The organism is Pseudomonas sp. zfem003, assembly GCF_032621675.1.
GTDB lineage: Bacteria > Pseudomonadota > Gammaproteobacteria > Pseudomonadales > Pseudomonadaceae > Metapseudomonas > Metapseudomonas otitidis.
This window is the reverse complement of record NZ_JAVYJG010000014.1, coordinates 1-14,482: the sequence shown is the minus strand read 5'-3', so window position 1 is coordinate 14,482 and position 14,482 is coordinate 1. Positions and strand designations below refer to the sequence as shown.

General features: G+C 66.4%; 12 protein-coding genes, 1 tRNA gene and 1 rRNA gene. 5 read left to right on the top strand and 9 right to left on the bottom strand.

Features of this window, described 5'->3' with window-relative positions:
* Positions 1 to 314: 314 nt before the first annotated feature.
* A complete protein-coding gene (locus RTK35_RS28295; protein WP_142013443.1) occupies positions 315 to 1,325 on the bottom strand; it encodes an AraC family transcriptional regulator in 1,011 nt (336 codons plus the stop codon).
* 102 nt (positions 1,326 to 1,427) lie between these two features.
* Between RTK35_RS28295 and RTK35_RS28290 the strand changes: the two genes are divergently transcribed.
* The gene (locus RTK35_RS28290; RefSeq protein ID WP_316909541.1) at positions 1,428 to 2,495 is read left to right on the top strand and encodes a fatty acid desaturase; all 1,068 of its coding nucleotides are present in this window, start codon (positions 1,428 to 1,430) and stop codon (positions 2,493 to 2,495) included.
* Between the two features lie 117 nt (positions 2,496 to 2,612).
* Entirely contained in the window at positions 2,613 to 2,777 is a 165-nt protein-coding gene (locus tag RTK35_RS28285) for a rubredoxin (protein WP_044401971.1), read from the top strand.
* Positions 2,778 to 2,842: 65 nt separating this feature from the next.
* Here the strand turns inward: RTK35_RS28285 and RTK35_RS28280 are convergent, their stop codons facing one another.
* On the bottom strand, positions 2,843 to 3,415 hold the full coding sequence (locus RTK35_RS28280; protein ID WP_142013438.1) for a TetR/AcrR family transcriptional regulator: 573 nt from the start codon (positions 3,413 to 3,415) through the stop codon (positions 2,843 to 2,845).
* 81 nt (positions 3,416 to 3,496) lie between these two features.
* Between RTK35_RS28280 and RTK35_RS28275 the strand changes: the two genes are divergently transcribed.
* Together RTK35_RS28275 and RTK35_RS28270 are read left to right on the top strand one after the other, a co-directional pair.
* Entirely contained in the window at positions 3,497 to 4,237 is a 741-nt protein-coding gene (locus tag RTK35_RS28275) for an SDR family oxidoreductase (protein ID WP_316909540.1), read from the top strand.
* 130 nt (positions 4,238 to 4,367) lie between these two features.
* On the top strand, positions 4,368 to 4,964 hold the full coding sequence (locus tag RTK35_RS28270; protein WP_316909539.1) for a 2-hydroxychromene-2-carboxylate isomerase: 597 nt from the start codon (positions 4,368 to 4,370) through the stop codon (positions 4,962 to 4,964).
* On the opposite strand, the gene RTK35_RS28265 is transcribed toward RTK35_RS28270, so the two are convergent.
* The 3 genes from RTK35_RS28265 to gabD form a co-directional block, all read right to left on the bottom strand.
* Positions 4,951 to 6,159 carry an HDOD domain-containing protein gene (locus tag RTK35_RS28265; protein ID WP_142013435.1) on the bottom strand — a complete coding sequence of 403 codons (1,209 nt, stop codon included), beginning with the start codon at positions 6,157 to 6,159 and terminating at the stop codon, positions 4,951 to 4,953. The genes RTK35_RS28270 and RTK35_RS28265 overlap by 14 nt on opposite strands.
* A 197-nt stretch (positions 6,160 to 6,356) precedes the next feature.
* Positions 6,357 to 7,634, bottom strand: coding sequence for a 4-aminobutyrate--2-oxoglutarate transaminase (gabT, locus tag RTK35_RS28260; protein WP_044402076.1), 1,278 nt, complete (start codon positions 7,632 to 7,634; stop codon positions 6,357 to 6,359).
* 175 nt (positions 7,635 to 7,809) lie between these two features.
* Positions 7,810 to 9,261, bottom strand: coding sequence for an NADP-dependent succinate-semialdehyde dehydrogenase (gene gabD / locus RTK35_RS28255; RefSeq protein WP_044401960.1), 1,452 nt, complete (start codon positions 9,259 to 9,261; stop codon positions 7,810 to 7,812).
* A gap of 317 nt (positions 9,262 to 9,578) precedes the next feature.
* Here gabD and RTK35_RS28250 point away from each other — a divergent pair.
* Positions 9,579 to 9,655: transfer RNA gene (locus RTK35_RS28250), tRNA-Arg, on the top strand.
* Between the two features lie 70 nt (positions 9,656 to 9,725).
* Here the strand turns inward: RTK35_RS28250 and RTK35_RS28245 are convergent.
* From RTK35_RS28245 to RTK35_RS28230, 4 genes are all read right to left on the bottom strand, one after another.
* Complete coding sequence (locus tag RTK35_RS28245; protein ID WP_316909538.1) at positions 9,726 to 11,222, bottom strand: PucR family transcriptional regulator; 1,497 nt, start codon at positions 11,220 to 11,222, stop codon at positions 9,726 to 9,728.
* 60 nt (positions 11,223 to 11,282) lie between these two features.
* Positions 11,283 to 12,515, bottom strand: a complete 1,233-nt coding sequence (locus tag RTK35_RS28240) for an amino acid permease (RefSeq protein ID WP_316909537.1) — start codon at positions 12,513 to 12,515, stop codon at positions 11,283 to 11,285.
* 78 nt (positions 12,516 to 12,593) lie between these two features.
* On the bottom strand, positions 12,594 to 14,000 hold the full coding sequence (locus RTK35_RS28235) for an FAD-binding oxidoreductase (RefSeq protein ID WP_316909536.1): 1,407 nt from the start codon (positions 13,998 to 14,000) through the stop codon (positions 12,594 to 12,596).
* Positions 14,001 to 14,361: 361 nt separating this feature from the next.
* Positions 14,362 to 14,482, bottom strand: a 23S ribosomal RNA gene (locus RTK35_RS28230); the annotation flags it as partial.

Here is a 14,482-nt window from a genome sequence, read left to right as displayed (position 1 = left end):
CAGGCGGCGCTCCCGCTCGAGACGGGCATCGGCGGCTGGATCGATGAGCGGGGTCGGCTCTTCCGGCACCTTCCACGGGCCCAGCCAGGGCCACAGGGCGAGGATCAGGTAGGCCGGCACGCTCCAGGCCAGCGGCACCTGCCAGCGGCCGTAGACCAGCATCAGCAGGGCCAGGCCCAGGGCGTGGAGGATGAAGGCGTAGGGATGGCGGGCATAGGCGGGATGCATGCGGGCCTCGGCGGTTCTTGTTATGGGTAGGCATTCTGGCTGCTCGGCCGGCCCCTCGCCAGCACGGGCAGCCGCCGGGGCCGCGCTCAGCGGGACAGGCCCTCGCGGTACTGGCTGGGGCTCTGCCCGGTCCAGCGCTTGAAGGCACGGCTGAAGCTGCTGGTGTCGGCAAAGCCGAGCAGGTAGGCGATTTCGCTGATGGAGCAGCGCGGGTCGCGCATGTGGGCCAGGGCCAGGGCGTGGCGGGTGTCGCTGAGGAGGTGCTCGTAGCGGGTGCCTTCGTCGGCCAGGTGGCGCTGCAGGCTGCGCAGGCTGAGGTGCAGCGTCTGGGCGATGCCTTCGGCGGAGGGCTCGCCGTTGGGCAGGCGCGCTTCCAGGCAGGCCCGTACGCGGCTCGACCAGCTCGGGCCCTGCAGGTGTTCGAGGGTGCGCTTGAGCACCGCTTCGTTGTGTTCGGCCAGCTCGGGGTTGGCGCCTTCCAGGGGCCGCTCGAAGTCGGCGCGGGCGAACTCCAGGCGATTCTCCTCGGCAGCGAAGCGCAGCGGGCAGCGGAACACCTGGTGCCAGGGCGCCGGGTCGGCGGGTTCGGGGCGACGCAGGTGCACGGCCAGGGGGGCGTAGTCGCGCCCCAGGCGGTTGCGGCAGGTGCGGACGTAGAGCGCGGCGAAGGCGTCGATGGCTTCATCGGCCGGGGCGGGGCCATCGACCGGCACCTGCAGGTGGAAGGCGTAGCGTTCGTCTTCCAGGTGCAGGCGGAGGCTGAGGGCGTCGCTGACCACCCGGTGGTAGCGCTCGATGCGTTCGAACACCTCGCGCAGGCTGGCGCTGGCGATCAGGGCGTAGCCCAGAGCGTGGAAGGTGGTGGGGCCGACGAAGGCCGAGACCCGCAAGCCGAGGGCGGGGTCGCCACTGGCGGCGACGGCCAGGTGCCAGAGGCGGGTGGTGGCGGACAGCGGGTAGCGGGCGTTGGGGTCGTCCATCAGCGCCGGGTCCAGCCCGGCCTGCCGGCAGAGGGCGGCGCTGTCGAGGCCGAGGGCGTCGAGCTGCTTGCGCAGGGCGCGGGTCCAGCTGGCCAGGGTGGTGGGTTCGGCGCTCATGCAGGTTGGCGTGTCCGGTCAACAGGTTGGCGTGCTCGGTCGGGCGGCACCGCCGGGGCGGCGGCACAGTGGTGCCCACAAGGCGCACAAGAGGATGTAAGCATGCCCCCGATCACCGCAAGCCCCACGCCCCTCGATGACCTGCAGCGATCAGCCCACATTCGCGAAGTGGTGATGGCCCGTGGCGCCGAGTTGCGCCAGCGCTACCCCTTTCTGCGTCACCAGGACTTCATCGGCGCGGCGATCCTGGCCTTCGCCCTGGCCGGAATGGTGGGCTCGGCACTGCTCTACCTGAACGATGTGCTGCCTGGGTGGGCGTGCCTGCTGCTGAATGCGTTCTTCGCTTCGCTGACCCACGAGCTGGAGCACGACCTGATCCACAGCATGTACTTCCGCAAGCGCAAGGTGCCGCACAACCTGATGATGGCGCTGGTGTGGCTGGCCCGGCCGAGCACCATCAACCCGTGGATCCGCCGGCACCTGCACCTGAACCACCACAAGGTCTCCGGCACCAAGGCCGACATGGAGGAGCGCGCCATCACCAACGGCGAGCCCTGGGGCATCGCCCGGCTGCTGATGGTGGGCGACAACGTGATGTCCTCGCTGATCCGCATGCTGCGGGCCAGGAGCTGGGAGCACAGGAAGTTCATCCTGGTGCGCACGCTGAAGGTCTATGCACCGCTGGCCCTGCTGAACTGGGGCACCTGGTACGTCTTCCTCGGCTTCCACGCAGTCAACGGCGTGAGTGCGCTGCTGGGTGCGCCGGTGGCCTGGTCGGACACCACCCTGGCGGTGATGCACGGCGTGGACATCGCGGTGGTGGTGCTGGTGGGCCCCAACGTGCTGCGCACCTTCTGCCTGCATTTCGTCAGCTCCAACATGCACTACTACGGCGACGTGGAGCCGGGCAACGTGATCCAGCAGACCCAGGTGCTCAACCCCTGGTGGCTGTGGCCGCTGCAGGCGTTCTGCTTCAACTTCGGCAGCACCCACGCGATCCACCACTTCGTGGTCAAGGAGCCCTTCTACATCCGCCAGATGACCGCGCCGGTGGCCCACCGGGTGATGCGCGAGATGGGGGTGCGCTTCAACGACTTCGGCACCTTCGCCCGCGCCAACCGCTGGCATGCCCGCGAACAGGAGCGCCCGCTCCAGGCCCACACGGCCTGACCTTCCGCCCCAACCTTGGATGGGCCGCCGTGCGGCCCGTCTACACGTACTATCGCTGCCCGCTGGCCGAGCCCCTCGACCCGCTTCCTGCCCCCGTGAACGACAAGAGGTAACGGCATGAAAACCTGGATCTGCGTGGTCTGCGGCCTGATCTACGACGAAGCCAAGGGCTGGCCCGAGGAAGGCATCCCGGCCGGCACGGCCTGGGGCGATGTGCCGGAGGACTGGGTCTGCCCGGATTGCGGCGTGGGCAAGGCCGACTTCGACATGCAGGAAATCTGACCCTTCCAGGGCGCCTCCGGAAACGTGAGCGAGGCCGTCAGGCCGGCAGCCCCTGGAGGTGCCCTCTAGGCGCTGCGCGCGCCCTCCAGGCAGTCGTCCACCCACCGGCGGCTGCCCTGCAACACCGCTTCCTGCGCGGGCTGGCTGGCCAGCATGCGCGCCACCACCAGGGCACCGACGCACTGGGCCAGCAGGGCCCAGGCCAGGTCGCCATCCTCGAGGATCGACGCCCAGGCGCGCTGCAGTTGCAGCAGCCAGTGCTCGGCCGTTTCCCTGACCACGGCATCCGCCCGGGCGATCTCGGCCCCGAGGGCGGGAATGGCGCAGCCGGCGGCCGGGTCCTGCACGTGGGCCAGACTCAGGTAGTGGTGCAGGCAGCGCTGCAGGCGGGCGCGGTCGAAGCCCGGTTCGCGCGCGGCCTGGCCGATCAGGCTGCCGGACAGTTCGCGCTCGACCACGGCGGTGAAGAGGTCGTCCTTGGAGGGGAAGTGACTGTAGAAGGCGCCGCCGGTCAGGCCGATGGCCTTCATCAGGGCATCCACGCCGGTGCTGGCGAAACCGCCGCCCTTGGCGATGGCGCCGCTGCTTTCCAGCAGCTTCTGGCGGGTTTCTTCCTTGTGGCTGGGGGAGTAACGCATGGGCTTTCCTCGCTTGACGCTGGCGCGGACTGTAGCATAACGTCCGTTCACCTAACGACCGTTTACCCAAGGTGATCCGCGATGACCCGTCAGGACAATACGAACAAGGTGGTGCTGGTGATCGGCGCCGGGGACGCCACGGGCGGAGCCATCGCCAAGCGCTTCGCCCGCGAGGGCTATATCGCCTGCGTGACCCGCCGCAGTGCGGACAAGCTGCAGTCGCTGGTGGACGAGATCCGCGCTGAAGGCGGTCAGGCCTTCGGCTTCGGCTCGGACGCCCGCAAGGAGGAGGAGGTGAACGCGCTGGTGGAGCAGATCGAGCGTGACATCGGACCGATCGAGGCCTTCGTCTTCAACATCGGCGCCAACGTGCCGTGCAGCATCCTCGACGAGACGCCGCGCAAGTACTTCAAGATCTGGGAAATGGCCTGCTTCGCCGGCTTCCTCACCAGCCAGGCGGTGGCCAAGCGCATGGTCACCCGCGAGCGCGGCACGCTTCTGTTCACCGGGGCCACGGCGGGCCTGCGCGGGGCGGCCGGCTTCGCCGCCTTCGCCGGGGCTAAGCACGCCATCCGCGCGCTGGCCCAGAGCATGGCGCGGGAGCTGGGGCCGAGGAACATCCACGTTGCCCATGTGGTGGTGGACGGTGCCATCGACACGGCGTTCATCCGCGACACTTTCCCCGACCTCTACGCGCGCAAGGACCAGGACGGCATCCTCGACCCCGAGCACATCGCCGACAACTACTGGTTCCTGCACAGCCAGCCGCGGGATGCGTGGACGTTCGAGCTGGATCTGCGCCCCTGGATGGAACGCTGGTGATTACTAACGGCCGGCTGCGCGACGAAATGCTCATTGGCAGACGCCAACTCCGCTTTCCCGACGCCCCGCCACCTAGCCTGAGTGCCGCTCGCTCGGCCTCGACTCCGTAGCGTTATTCGAAGGACAAAAAATGAACAAGAGCGTCGAATTCTTCTTTGATCTGGGCAGCCCGGCCAGCTACCTGGCCTGGACCCAGCTGCCGGCACTGTGCGCCCGCCACGGTGCAGCGCTGCGCTACCGGCCGATGTTGCTGGGCGGGGTGTTCCAGGCCACCGGCAACGCCTCGCCCATCAGCGTGCCGGCCAAGGGGCGCTACACCCTGGTGGACATGCTGCGCTTTGCCCGCCGCTACGGCGTGCCGATGGTGTTCAACCCGCACTTCCCGATCAACACCCTGGCCCTGATGCGCATCGCCACCGGCCTACAGCTGCACGAGCCGGAGCGCTTCGAGGCGTACCTGGACGCGGCCTTCCGCGCGCTCTGGCAGGACTCGAAGAACCTGGGCGATCCGAACGTGCTGGCGGCCGTGCTGGAAGGGGCCGGCTTCGACCCGGCGGCCGTGCAGGCACTGGCGGCCGACACGGAGGTGAAGGAGGCGCTGAAGGCGGCCACCGAGGAGGCGGTCAGGCGCGGGGTGTTCGGGGCGCCCACCTGCTTCGTGGGCACGGAGATGTTCTTCGGTCAGGACCGTCTGGATTTCGTCGAGGAGGCCCTCAGGCCTGCATGAGGCGGGCCGGCAGGCGATCCAGCAGCGAGGGGTCGAGGCGCAGCAGGCGGGCGGAGCGCTCGTCCAGCAGGTCACGCGGGGCGGCGTTGGCGGGCAGGCGCAGGAGGCCGGCGCAGAGGTTCATGGTCAGCGCCTCGCGGGAGAACACGCCGCTGCCCAGGCCGTAGAAGGCCGCCACCAGTTCGCGCAGGCCGAAGGGCAGGCGCCAGCGGATGCGCAGGGCGGAGCCGAAACCGGCGGCGCGCTTGCGCATCACGGTTTCCAGTGCATCGTCCTCCAGGGTGCCGCCGGCGTCCTGCCAGTCCTGCAGGCTGCGCAGCAGGGCCAGTTCGCCCATGTTGTGCAGCAGGCCGGCGGTGTAGCAGAGCTCGGCATCCAGGTCGAGTTCGCTGGCCATCCAGTAGCCCAGCTCGGCGCTGCGCTGGGCCTCGCGCCAGGCGATGTCGGCCAGCTCGGCCAGGCGCGGGTCGCGCAGCCGGGCGTTGCGTTCCAGGGCCATGCCGAGCACGAGGTTGAGCACACGGGTCACGCCCAGGCGCTGCAAGGCCTGGGTGAGGGTCTGACAGGGCGTGCCCAGGTGCTGGGCGGCGCTATTGGCGGCGGCGATCAGCCGGGCGGTGATCTGCGGGTCGCGGGAGAAGACTTCGTCGAGGTCACGCAGGTCGAGGTCGCTGGCCTGCAGGCAGCGGCTGACGGCGTCGCGCACGTCGCTGAGCAGGGGGGCGCCCTGCCCTTCCTCACGCACGCTGTCGAGGTATTCCTCCAGGGTGGCCACCAGCAGCGGTGCGGTCGGCTCGCGGCCTTCGCCGGCAGGCAGCAGGCTGGCCAGGCGCTGGCGCAGGCTCTCGGCATTGAAGGGCTTGCCCAGGTAGGCGGACGGCGCCAGGGGCAGCACGGCGCGCACGCTGCCGGCATCCACCCGGGCGCTGATGAGCACGAACGGCAGCATGGGGGTGCGCGGGTGGCGACGCAGCTGGCGCAGCAGCTCCAGGCCGCCACCGCCCTGCAGTTCACCGTCGGCGATCACCAGGTCGGGCAGGCGGCGCTTGCAGCGCGCCAGGGCGGTGGGCGCGTCGGCGACGCGGACGAGGTTGGCGTCGGCGCGGATATCCAGCACCAGTTGGGCGAGCAGGTCGGCCGTCCACGGGTCTGCCTCGGCAATCAGGACTTCCGGAACCTTGGCGTGGGCGGTCATGGGTACCTCGGGCTACTGCGGGAGTGCCGTGAGTGGGTGCGACGGAGTTGGCAAAAATGAAGGCGACAAGTCTAAAGCGCCGATGAAGGGCTGAGTAGTGGCCCGATGACATATTGACCGACTGGATGAAATCGGCTTGATCCGGGGCAAAAAAAGACCCGCCGAAGCGGGTCTCAAGTACGCCTGGCTGGTGAGCCTCAGGCGAGTTCGTCGAAGCACTCGGCGACGATGGCCAGGCCCTTGTCGAGCTGGGCATCGGGGATGGTCACCGGCATCAGGAAGCGGATCACGTTGTAGTAGGTGCCGCAGGACAGCAGGATCAGGCCTTTCTCACGGGCACGGGCCACGATCTTGCCAACCAGCTCGGCAGCGGGCTTGTGCACGTCGCCGCCTTCGAACAGTTCGATGGCGATCATGGAGCCCAGGCCGCGGACGTCGCCGATGACCTTGTGCTTGGCAGCGATGTCACGCAGGCCGGCCTTGAGGCGCTCGCCAACAGCCTGGCTGCGCTCCAGCAGTTTCTCTTCGTCGAACACCTTCAGCACGGCCAGGGCCGCGGCGCAGGCGATCGGGCTGCCGGCGTAGGTGCCGCCCAGGCCACCGGGGGCGATGGCGTCCATGATCTCGGCCTTGCCGCACACGCCGGAGATGGGGAAGCCGCCGCCGACGGATTTGGCGAAGGTGGTCAGGTCCGGGGTGATGCCCAGTTGCTCGGTGGCGAAGAAGGTGCCGGTACGGCCGGCGCCGGTCTGCACTTCGTCAGCGATCAGCAGGATGCCGTGCTGGTCGCACAGGGCGCGCAGGCGCTGCATGAAGGCCTTGGAGTTGACGTAGAAGCCACCTTCGCCCTGGACCGGCTCGATGATGATCGCGGCGATGTCCTGGGGCTGGGCGTCGTTCTTGAAGATGCGCTCGATGCTGGCGATGGAATCGTCTTCGCTCACGCCGTGCAGTTCGCACGGGGCCAGGGCACGGAACACGCCGCCAGGCATCAGGCCCATGCCGGCGGAGTACGGAACCACCTTGCCGGTCAGGGACAGGGTCATCATGGTGCGGCCGTGGTAGGCGCCGGTGAAGGCGATGACGCCGGCACGACCGGTGGCGGCGCGGGCGATCTTGACGGCGTTCTCGACGGCTTCGGAGCCGGAGGTGACCAGCAGGGTCTTCTTGGCGAAGTCACCCGGTACGCGCTTGGCGATCTCTTCGCAGAGCTCGATGTAGGGTTCGTAGGCCAGTACCTGGAAGCAGGTGTGGGACAGCTTGGTCAGCTGCTCCTGGACAGCGGCGATCACCTTCGGGTGCAGGTGGCCGGTGTTCAGTACGGCGATGCCGCCGGCGAAGTCGATGTACTCGCGGCCATCCACGTCCCAGACGGTGGCGTTCTCGGCGCGCTCGGCGACGACCGGGTGGATCTGGCCAACACCACGGGCTACAGCGGCGGCACGGCGTTTCAGCAGGGATTCGTTCTTGCTCATGTCTTCCTCACGGCCGCTCATCGGGCGGCGCAGTCTCAAGGATGAATACCCCCGGTGGGCGCTTGCGCAGCATTCGATGATCGACTGCGCAGGCCCGCCGGAGGTTCGTCGGTTCAGGTTGTGGAGCTGGGGCGCCGCGCGCTCTTTCGCGCCTTGCCCCGTCTTTGCATCAGGTTCAGATCCCGCCGAGGCAGAGGTACTTGATTTCCAGGTAGTCCTCGATGCCGTACTTGGAGCCTTCACGACCCAGGCCGGAGGCCTTGATGCCGCCGAACGGCGCCACTTCGTTGGAGATCAGGCCGGTGTTGATGCCCACCATGCCGTATTCCAGCGCCTCGGCCACGCGGAACACGCGGCCCAGGTCACGGGCGTAGAAGTAGGAGGCCAGGCCGAACTCGGTGTCGTTGGACATGGCGATGACTTCGGCCTCGTCCTTGAAACGGAACAGCGGGGCCAGCGGGCCGAAGGTCTCTTCCTTGGCGACGGCGGCGTTCTTCGGTACGTCGACCAAGATGGTCGGCTCGAAGAAGGTGCCGCCCAGGGCGTGGGGCTTGCCGCCGGAAACGACCTTGGCGCCTTTGCTGACGGCGTCCTGGATATGTTCCTGGACCTTGGCCACGGCCTTCTCGTCGATCAGCGGGCCAGTGGTGACACCGTCTTCCAGGCCGTTGCCGATGTTGAGCTTGGCCACGGCGGCCTTGAGCTTCTCGACGAAGGCGTCATACACGCCGTCCTGCACGTACAGGCGGTTGGCGCAGACGCAGGTCTGGCCGTTGTTGCGGTACTTGGAGATCAGTGCGCCTTCGACGGCGGCATCCAGGTCGGCATCGTCGAAGACGATGAAGGGGGCGTTGCCACCCAGCTCCAGGGACACCTTCTTGATGTCCTGGGCGCATTCGGCCATCAGCTGGCGACCGATCTCGGTGGAACCGGTGAAGGACAGCTTGCGCACGGTGGGGTTGCTGGTCAGCTCGCTGCCCACTTCACCGGCGCTGCCGGTGACGACGCTGAACACGCCTTTGGGGATGCCGGCGCGCTCGGCCAGCTCGGCCAGGGCGAGGGCGGAGTACGGGGTCTGGGAAGCAGGCTTGAGCACCATGGTGCAGCCGGCGGCCAGGGCCGGGCCGGCCTTGCGGGTGATCATCGCAGCGGGGAAGTTCCACGGGGTGATGGCCGCGGTCACGCCGATGGGCTGCTTGATGACGATCAGGCGCTTGTCCGGCTGGTGGCCGGGGATGACGTCGCCGTAGATGCGCTTGGCTTCTTCGGCGAACCATTCGATGAAGGAGGCAGCGTAGGCGATCTCGCCCTTGGCTTCGGCCAGCGGCTTGCCCTGCTCCAGGGTCATCAGGCGGCCCAGGTCGTCCTGGTTGGCCATCATCAGTTCGAACCAGCGACGCAGCTTGGCCGCACGCTCCTTGGCAGTGAGGGCACGCCAGGCCGGCAGAGCACGTTCGGCAGCTTCGATGGCACGGCGGGTCTCGGCAGCGCCCATCTTCGGAACGGTACCCAGGATCTCACCCGTGGCCGGGTTGTTGACCTTGATGGTCTGGCCGCTGTCAGCGTCCAGCCAGGCCCCGTCGATGTAGGCTTTCTGGCGGAACAGCGTGGCATCTTTCAATTGCATCTCTGTCTCCTTCGCACCGGTTACAAGGAGCCGGGGTCCGTTGTTTTTGTTCGGCCAACCCCAGGATTGGCCAGGAAAGGAAGTCGATTGCAGCAGCCGGGCTTGGCAGTGCAAGGGGCGTTTGAAATCTCAAACGAATGCTAGGGCCAGAGGGATCAAAGGGCAATACTACGTTCGATAAAACAGACAAAAAAATGAGCACCCGTCGGGTTTTGCTGTGCAGAATCCGTGACGAGGAGCGTGTGCGTTCAATATTCAGAACACGCCACGCAAAATGGACTCCGACGTCACGTGCAGGTATGATTACGCGCTCTCAAGCATCCGTAGCTCAGCTGGATAGAGTACTGCCCTCCGAAGGCAGGGGTCGTGGGTTCGAATCCCGCCGGATGCGCCAGACAACGAAAGGCCCCCTGGAGAAATCCAGGGGGCCTTTGTGTTTCTGCACCCGCCCGGAGGCTACCTCTTCACGACGGCCCGATCCCCGCGAGGCGAGCCGCTCGCAGGGCAAGCCAGAGAACGGTGACGTCTTCGGTGCTGTCCAGGGAACGGCCCGTGATCGCTTCGATACGCCGCATGCGATACACCAGGGTCTGCTTGTGGACGTGCAGGCGCTGGGCTGCTGCCTGCCAGGAGCGATTTTCTTCGAGAAAGACCTGCAGGCTGTGCAGCAGCGGCGCACCTTGGGCTCGCTCCTGTTCCAGCAATGGGCCGAGCGTCTGCCGCGCAGTGCGCTCGGCTTCATCCAGGGAGCGGGGCAACCAGGGCGCCCCCGGCCCCAGGGTGGCGTAGAGGATCAGAGGCATCCGAGGGCCTGCATGCGCGAGAGCGAGACGTGCTTCGCGAAGCGCGTCGGCAAATCGCTCGGGCCGTTCCACCGGGTTGCTCGCTCCCAGCTCTGCGCCCAACTCGGCCTGCAGTTCGCCAATCCGCTCAGCGGGTTGAAGCAGGACGATCTCATGGCCCTGGATCCGCAACAGCCCGCGCTGGCCCCAGCGCTGCAGAAGGTCGTCCCTGCCTGGGGCGTCTTCGAGCGGCATCCGAGCAATGCACAGCCGCAATGCGGTGAGCGGCAGGCCCGGCATGAGCGCCTGCAGGCGCTGCTCGGCTTGATGGGACACTGCGCGCCCGCTCAACAGGTCATCCAGAAGCTCGGAACCCAGACGCAGCCGGCGCTCGCTCTCGACGTGCATGCGTTCGAGCTCGATTCCCACGATCGCGAGCAGGTGATGCAGCAGCGCGTAGTCGGGCAGTTCACCAGCGCGGACCACCAGCAGGCAGTCGGGCTTCGATGGCAGGGCCATGCCCAGCATCTCGCCATCGGGATGGGGATAACGCTGCAGCATGGGCGAGAGCCCCGTGCGCCCCTGAGCGCGCGTTTGCCTGATGGTCAGTCGGGCGCTTTCGGCAAGGGCTGGCAAGGCTTCATCCCAAGGCGCCAGGGTGCGGCTGTCGATCAGGTGAAGTGCCGCTGCGACGTCCTTTTCCAGCCGGGCCAGGAGTGGCGCCAGCCCGAGGCCACCCAGGCTCAACCGGGCGGTTTCGTAGATGCGCTGGAGCGCCAGGTGCCGTTCGCGCTCGATGCTGCGTCCGGCATCGGCGATGGCGCGGGTAACTGCGGCAAAGGGGACGCCGTACTCGGTAAAGACAAGGGGAAAGCCCAGGCGCTCCGCGGCGTCGCACAGCGCTGCGAGGTCAGCTGGCGCTTGCATGTCTTCGCCGATCATCAGGCCGGCCAGACCGGCCTTCATGAGTCGCTGGACATAGCGACGCTGCTCCGAGGGAGCGGCGGGGATACCGAGGCCTGTGCTCATGAGCAGGTCCCCCTCCCCAAGCCATTCGGTGGGATCGGGGAGCTCGCAGACATGGGCCCAGCGAACGGGTCGATCAAGGCCGGCGGCTCCGCTCACCAGTCGCGAGCGGAGTGCCGGTAGGGCGAGGAGTTCTCGCAGGGTGAAGGGCATGTCCAGGCTGCTCCAGAGTTGAGCGACCAGTGTAATCGCCAGGGGCCGCCGGTCCGGACCTCACCAGCTGGCCGGCAGCATGCCGAGTGCGGAGGCGATGGCGTAGAGGCCACTGGCGGCGAAGATAAGGATGATCGCGACCTGGATCATGGGATGGGCATACCAGCCACAGGTGAATGCCGGTGCCTGGTCACCGGAGCGGCGCGCGGCGTTGAGCAGCAGGATCGGGATGATGCCCATCAACACACCACCGAAGGTGCCGGCGAAATAGAGGGCGTTGACGAAGCCGCCGATGCCGGAATAGGCCAGCAGGAAGGGCGGTACGGAGACCAGGGCGAGAACCAGGAGGCGCTTGCGCCGGTTGCGCTCGCTACCCAGGCGGAAATGGTCGAAGAAGTTGGTGAACAGGCAGCCACCCAGCCCCCAGTAAGAGGTCAGCATGGCCAGCAAGGCGAAGGTGTTGGCGGTGTAGTAAGCCCACTGCCCGAGGGATCGGCCCCAACTGAGCGTGGCCACTTCGCTGAGATTCTCGGGCCCTACCAGGGCGATCACGGAAGCGGGTATCGCGGCGACCAGAATAAAGGTAAGGACCATGCCGAGGATGATCAACCATGGGAGTCGACTGGGCGTCGTGAGGTTACCGCGCACCAGTTCCGGCACAAGGAACTGAGCGCCAAAGACGAATACGGCGAGGTTGAAGATGGGGACCACGTACTGCCAGTCACTTCGCCACAGATGGGCGATGCGGGTGTCCGCATGAGTGAGGGTGGCGGCGATCAGTACGCAGACGATCAGCACCATGCCGGTACTGATGAGCTTTTCTCCGATGCCAAGGGCCTTGAGGCCGAGGTAGAGAACCAGCGCGGAGGGGATGAAGAACACCAGGCTGCCCATCTCCCGAGTCAGGCCGTACTGGCCGAAGAAGTCGGCCATGATATTGCCGCTGCCGCTCATGTAAGCGACCAGGGCGCCATAGCTGTTGGCAGCGACGGCAATGAAGATCAGCCAACCTCCGAACGTGCCCAGGTAGCGCCGCGCGAGGCCGCTGAGCTGATTGTTGCCACGTGTGCGCAGGCAGGCTTCTGCGACGTAGAGCATGGTGATGATGCAGAAGAAACAGGTGATGGCGAGGCAGGCGAGCAACGGCAGGTAGCCGACCTTGCGTGCGGCGTAGGCCATGCTGAGCACCCCGGCGCCGATATTGGTGCCGATGATGATGGCGACGGTCTCGAGCGAGCCCAGGGCATGGGCTTCGAGGCCGGATTCCGTTTCGATTCGTTGGTTGATGCCCATTTGTTATGTCCTCTTTTATTGGGATCAGGGGGGAGTGAGGCGGCCTCTCAGGTGCAGCACGCTGCGGGATGCAGCCCTTCAGCCTTTATCCTCCAGGCCGGCGGGGGCGAAGCGGGCGAGGAAGCGGTCGAGGGCAGCAGGCTCATCGCCCTTCAGCTCTGCGCGCTCCTTGCGCATCACGGCGCTGCGCACCAGGGAACCGCCGATATAGCGCAGGGGCTCAGGTGGGAACCGGCGACAGCGACGCTCCACCAGCGGGCAGCGACTCCAGGCATCGTCACGCCCCAGGGCCAGGCTGGCGAGGATGCGGCCGCCGAGGCGGCTGGGGCCGACGCCATTGCCGCTCCAGCCGATGCCGTAGTGGATGTTGGTATGCCCGGCGAGTCGACCGAATACGGGCAGACTGTCGTAGGTGCGGTCGATCGGGCCGGACCAGCGGTGAGTGATGCCGACGTCGTTGAGCATGGGATAGGTACGGCGCAGATCGGCCTCGGTAAGGCGAAGACTGGGCGAGTGATCGCTGAAGGTGGCGTCAATCTGCGAACCATACGCGAGGGCTCCGGTGCCCTTGCCGAATGCGATGCGACCGTCGTGGGTGGTTCGGTAGTAGTCGACCATCAACTGGGAGTCGGTAATGGCCTCGCCACCGGTCCAGCCGATCTCGGTCAGTCGATGGGGAATCGCCTCGGTAACGACGATGGAGCTGTTGACGGGCACTATCGCACTGGCGAGTTCGGGCAATGCGGCTGCCCAGGCGTTGGTGGCAAGCACGACGCGGTCCGCTCGGATACTGGCACTGGCTGTGCTCACCTCCACAGGCTCGCCGGGGCTGATGGCGGTCACTCCGGTGTGCTCGTGGATCTCCACACCGTTGGCCAGTGCTACCCGTCGCATTCCGCTTACCAACAGAGCGGGCTGAACGGTGGCGTTGCTGCGTTCGAAGACTCCTGCCAGATGCACGCGGGAGCCTGTTCGCCGGGCCACCTCATCGGCATCGACCCGCTCGAATGGGCTCACACCCAGTCGCTCACAGGCAGCGAGCGTCGCGTTCCAGGTATCGAGGTGTCGTGGGGTGGTGGCGGTCCACAGCCAACCTGCCTGCCGGTAATGAGCCTCGATCTGGTGCTCCTCGCAGAACTCCCCGAGTTCGGAAATGGCACGCTCGGCCTGTTCGCCCAGGAAGCGGGCCTGGTTGGCATCGCAGAAGCTCAGGAGGGTTCCGATCTTGGGCCACCAGGACATGACGAATCCTCCATTGCGTCCAGATGCACCGCCGCCACAGACATCCTGCTCGACCAGCATGACGCGCGCCTGGGGCTCCATTTGCTTGATGGAAAGGGCTGTCCACAGTCCGACGAAGCCGCCACCGATGATCAGGACATCGACCTTGTGCTTGCCAGTCAGAGGAGCGGACGGGCTCTCATCATGTTCGATGGACTCCATCCAATAGCTGGCCTTGAGGGGAGGGGTAAGCGTTAGCTTCATGTCGAAGACCGGACTCGAAGGGTAAGTCGAGCCAGTCTCAGGGAGGGCCAACCAGGCAACAATCAGGCGCTATTAGGAAATGTCACGCCCTGTTCGTACGAAGGTATGAAGCTACTTGGCCAAGCGAGCGTGCTGCAAAGGAAGGGGAGTAGGAAACACTCGAAGCGGGACTGGAGTTATCCCCAGCAGACTTTTCTTTCGCGCAAAGTCAAACCCCCGATCACCTTTCGATGATCGGGGGTTTGGTATAGGTGCTTGACGATGACCTACTCTCACATGGGGAAACCCCACACTACCATCGGCGATGCATCGTTTCACTACTGAGTTCGGGACATCACCAGGTCATAACCATCAGTGTTATAGGATCAAGCCTCACGGGCAATTAGTATCGGTTAGCTTAACGCATTACTGCGCTTCCACACCCGACCTATCAACGTCCTGGTCTCGAACGACCCTTCAGGGGGATCAAGTCCCCGGGATAC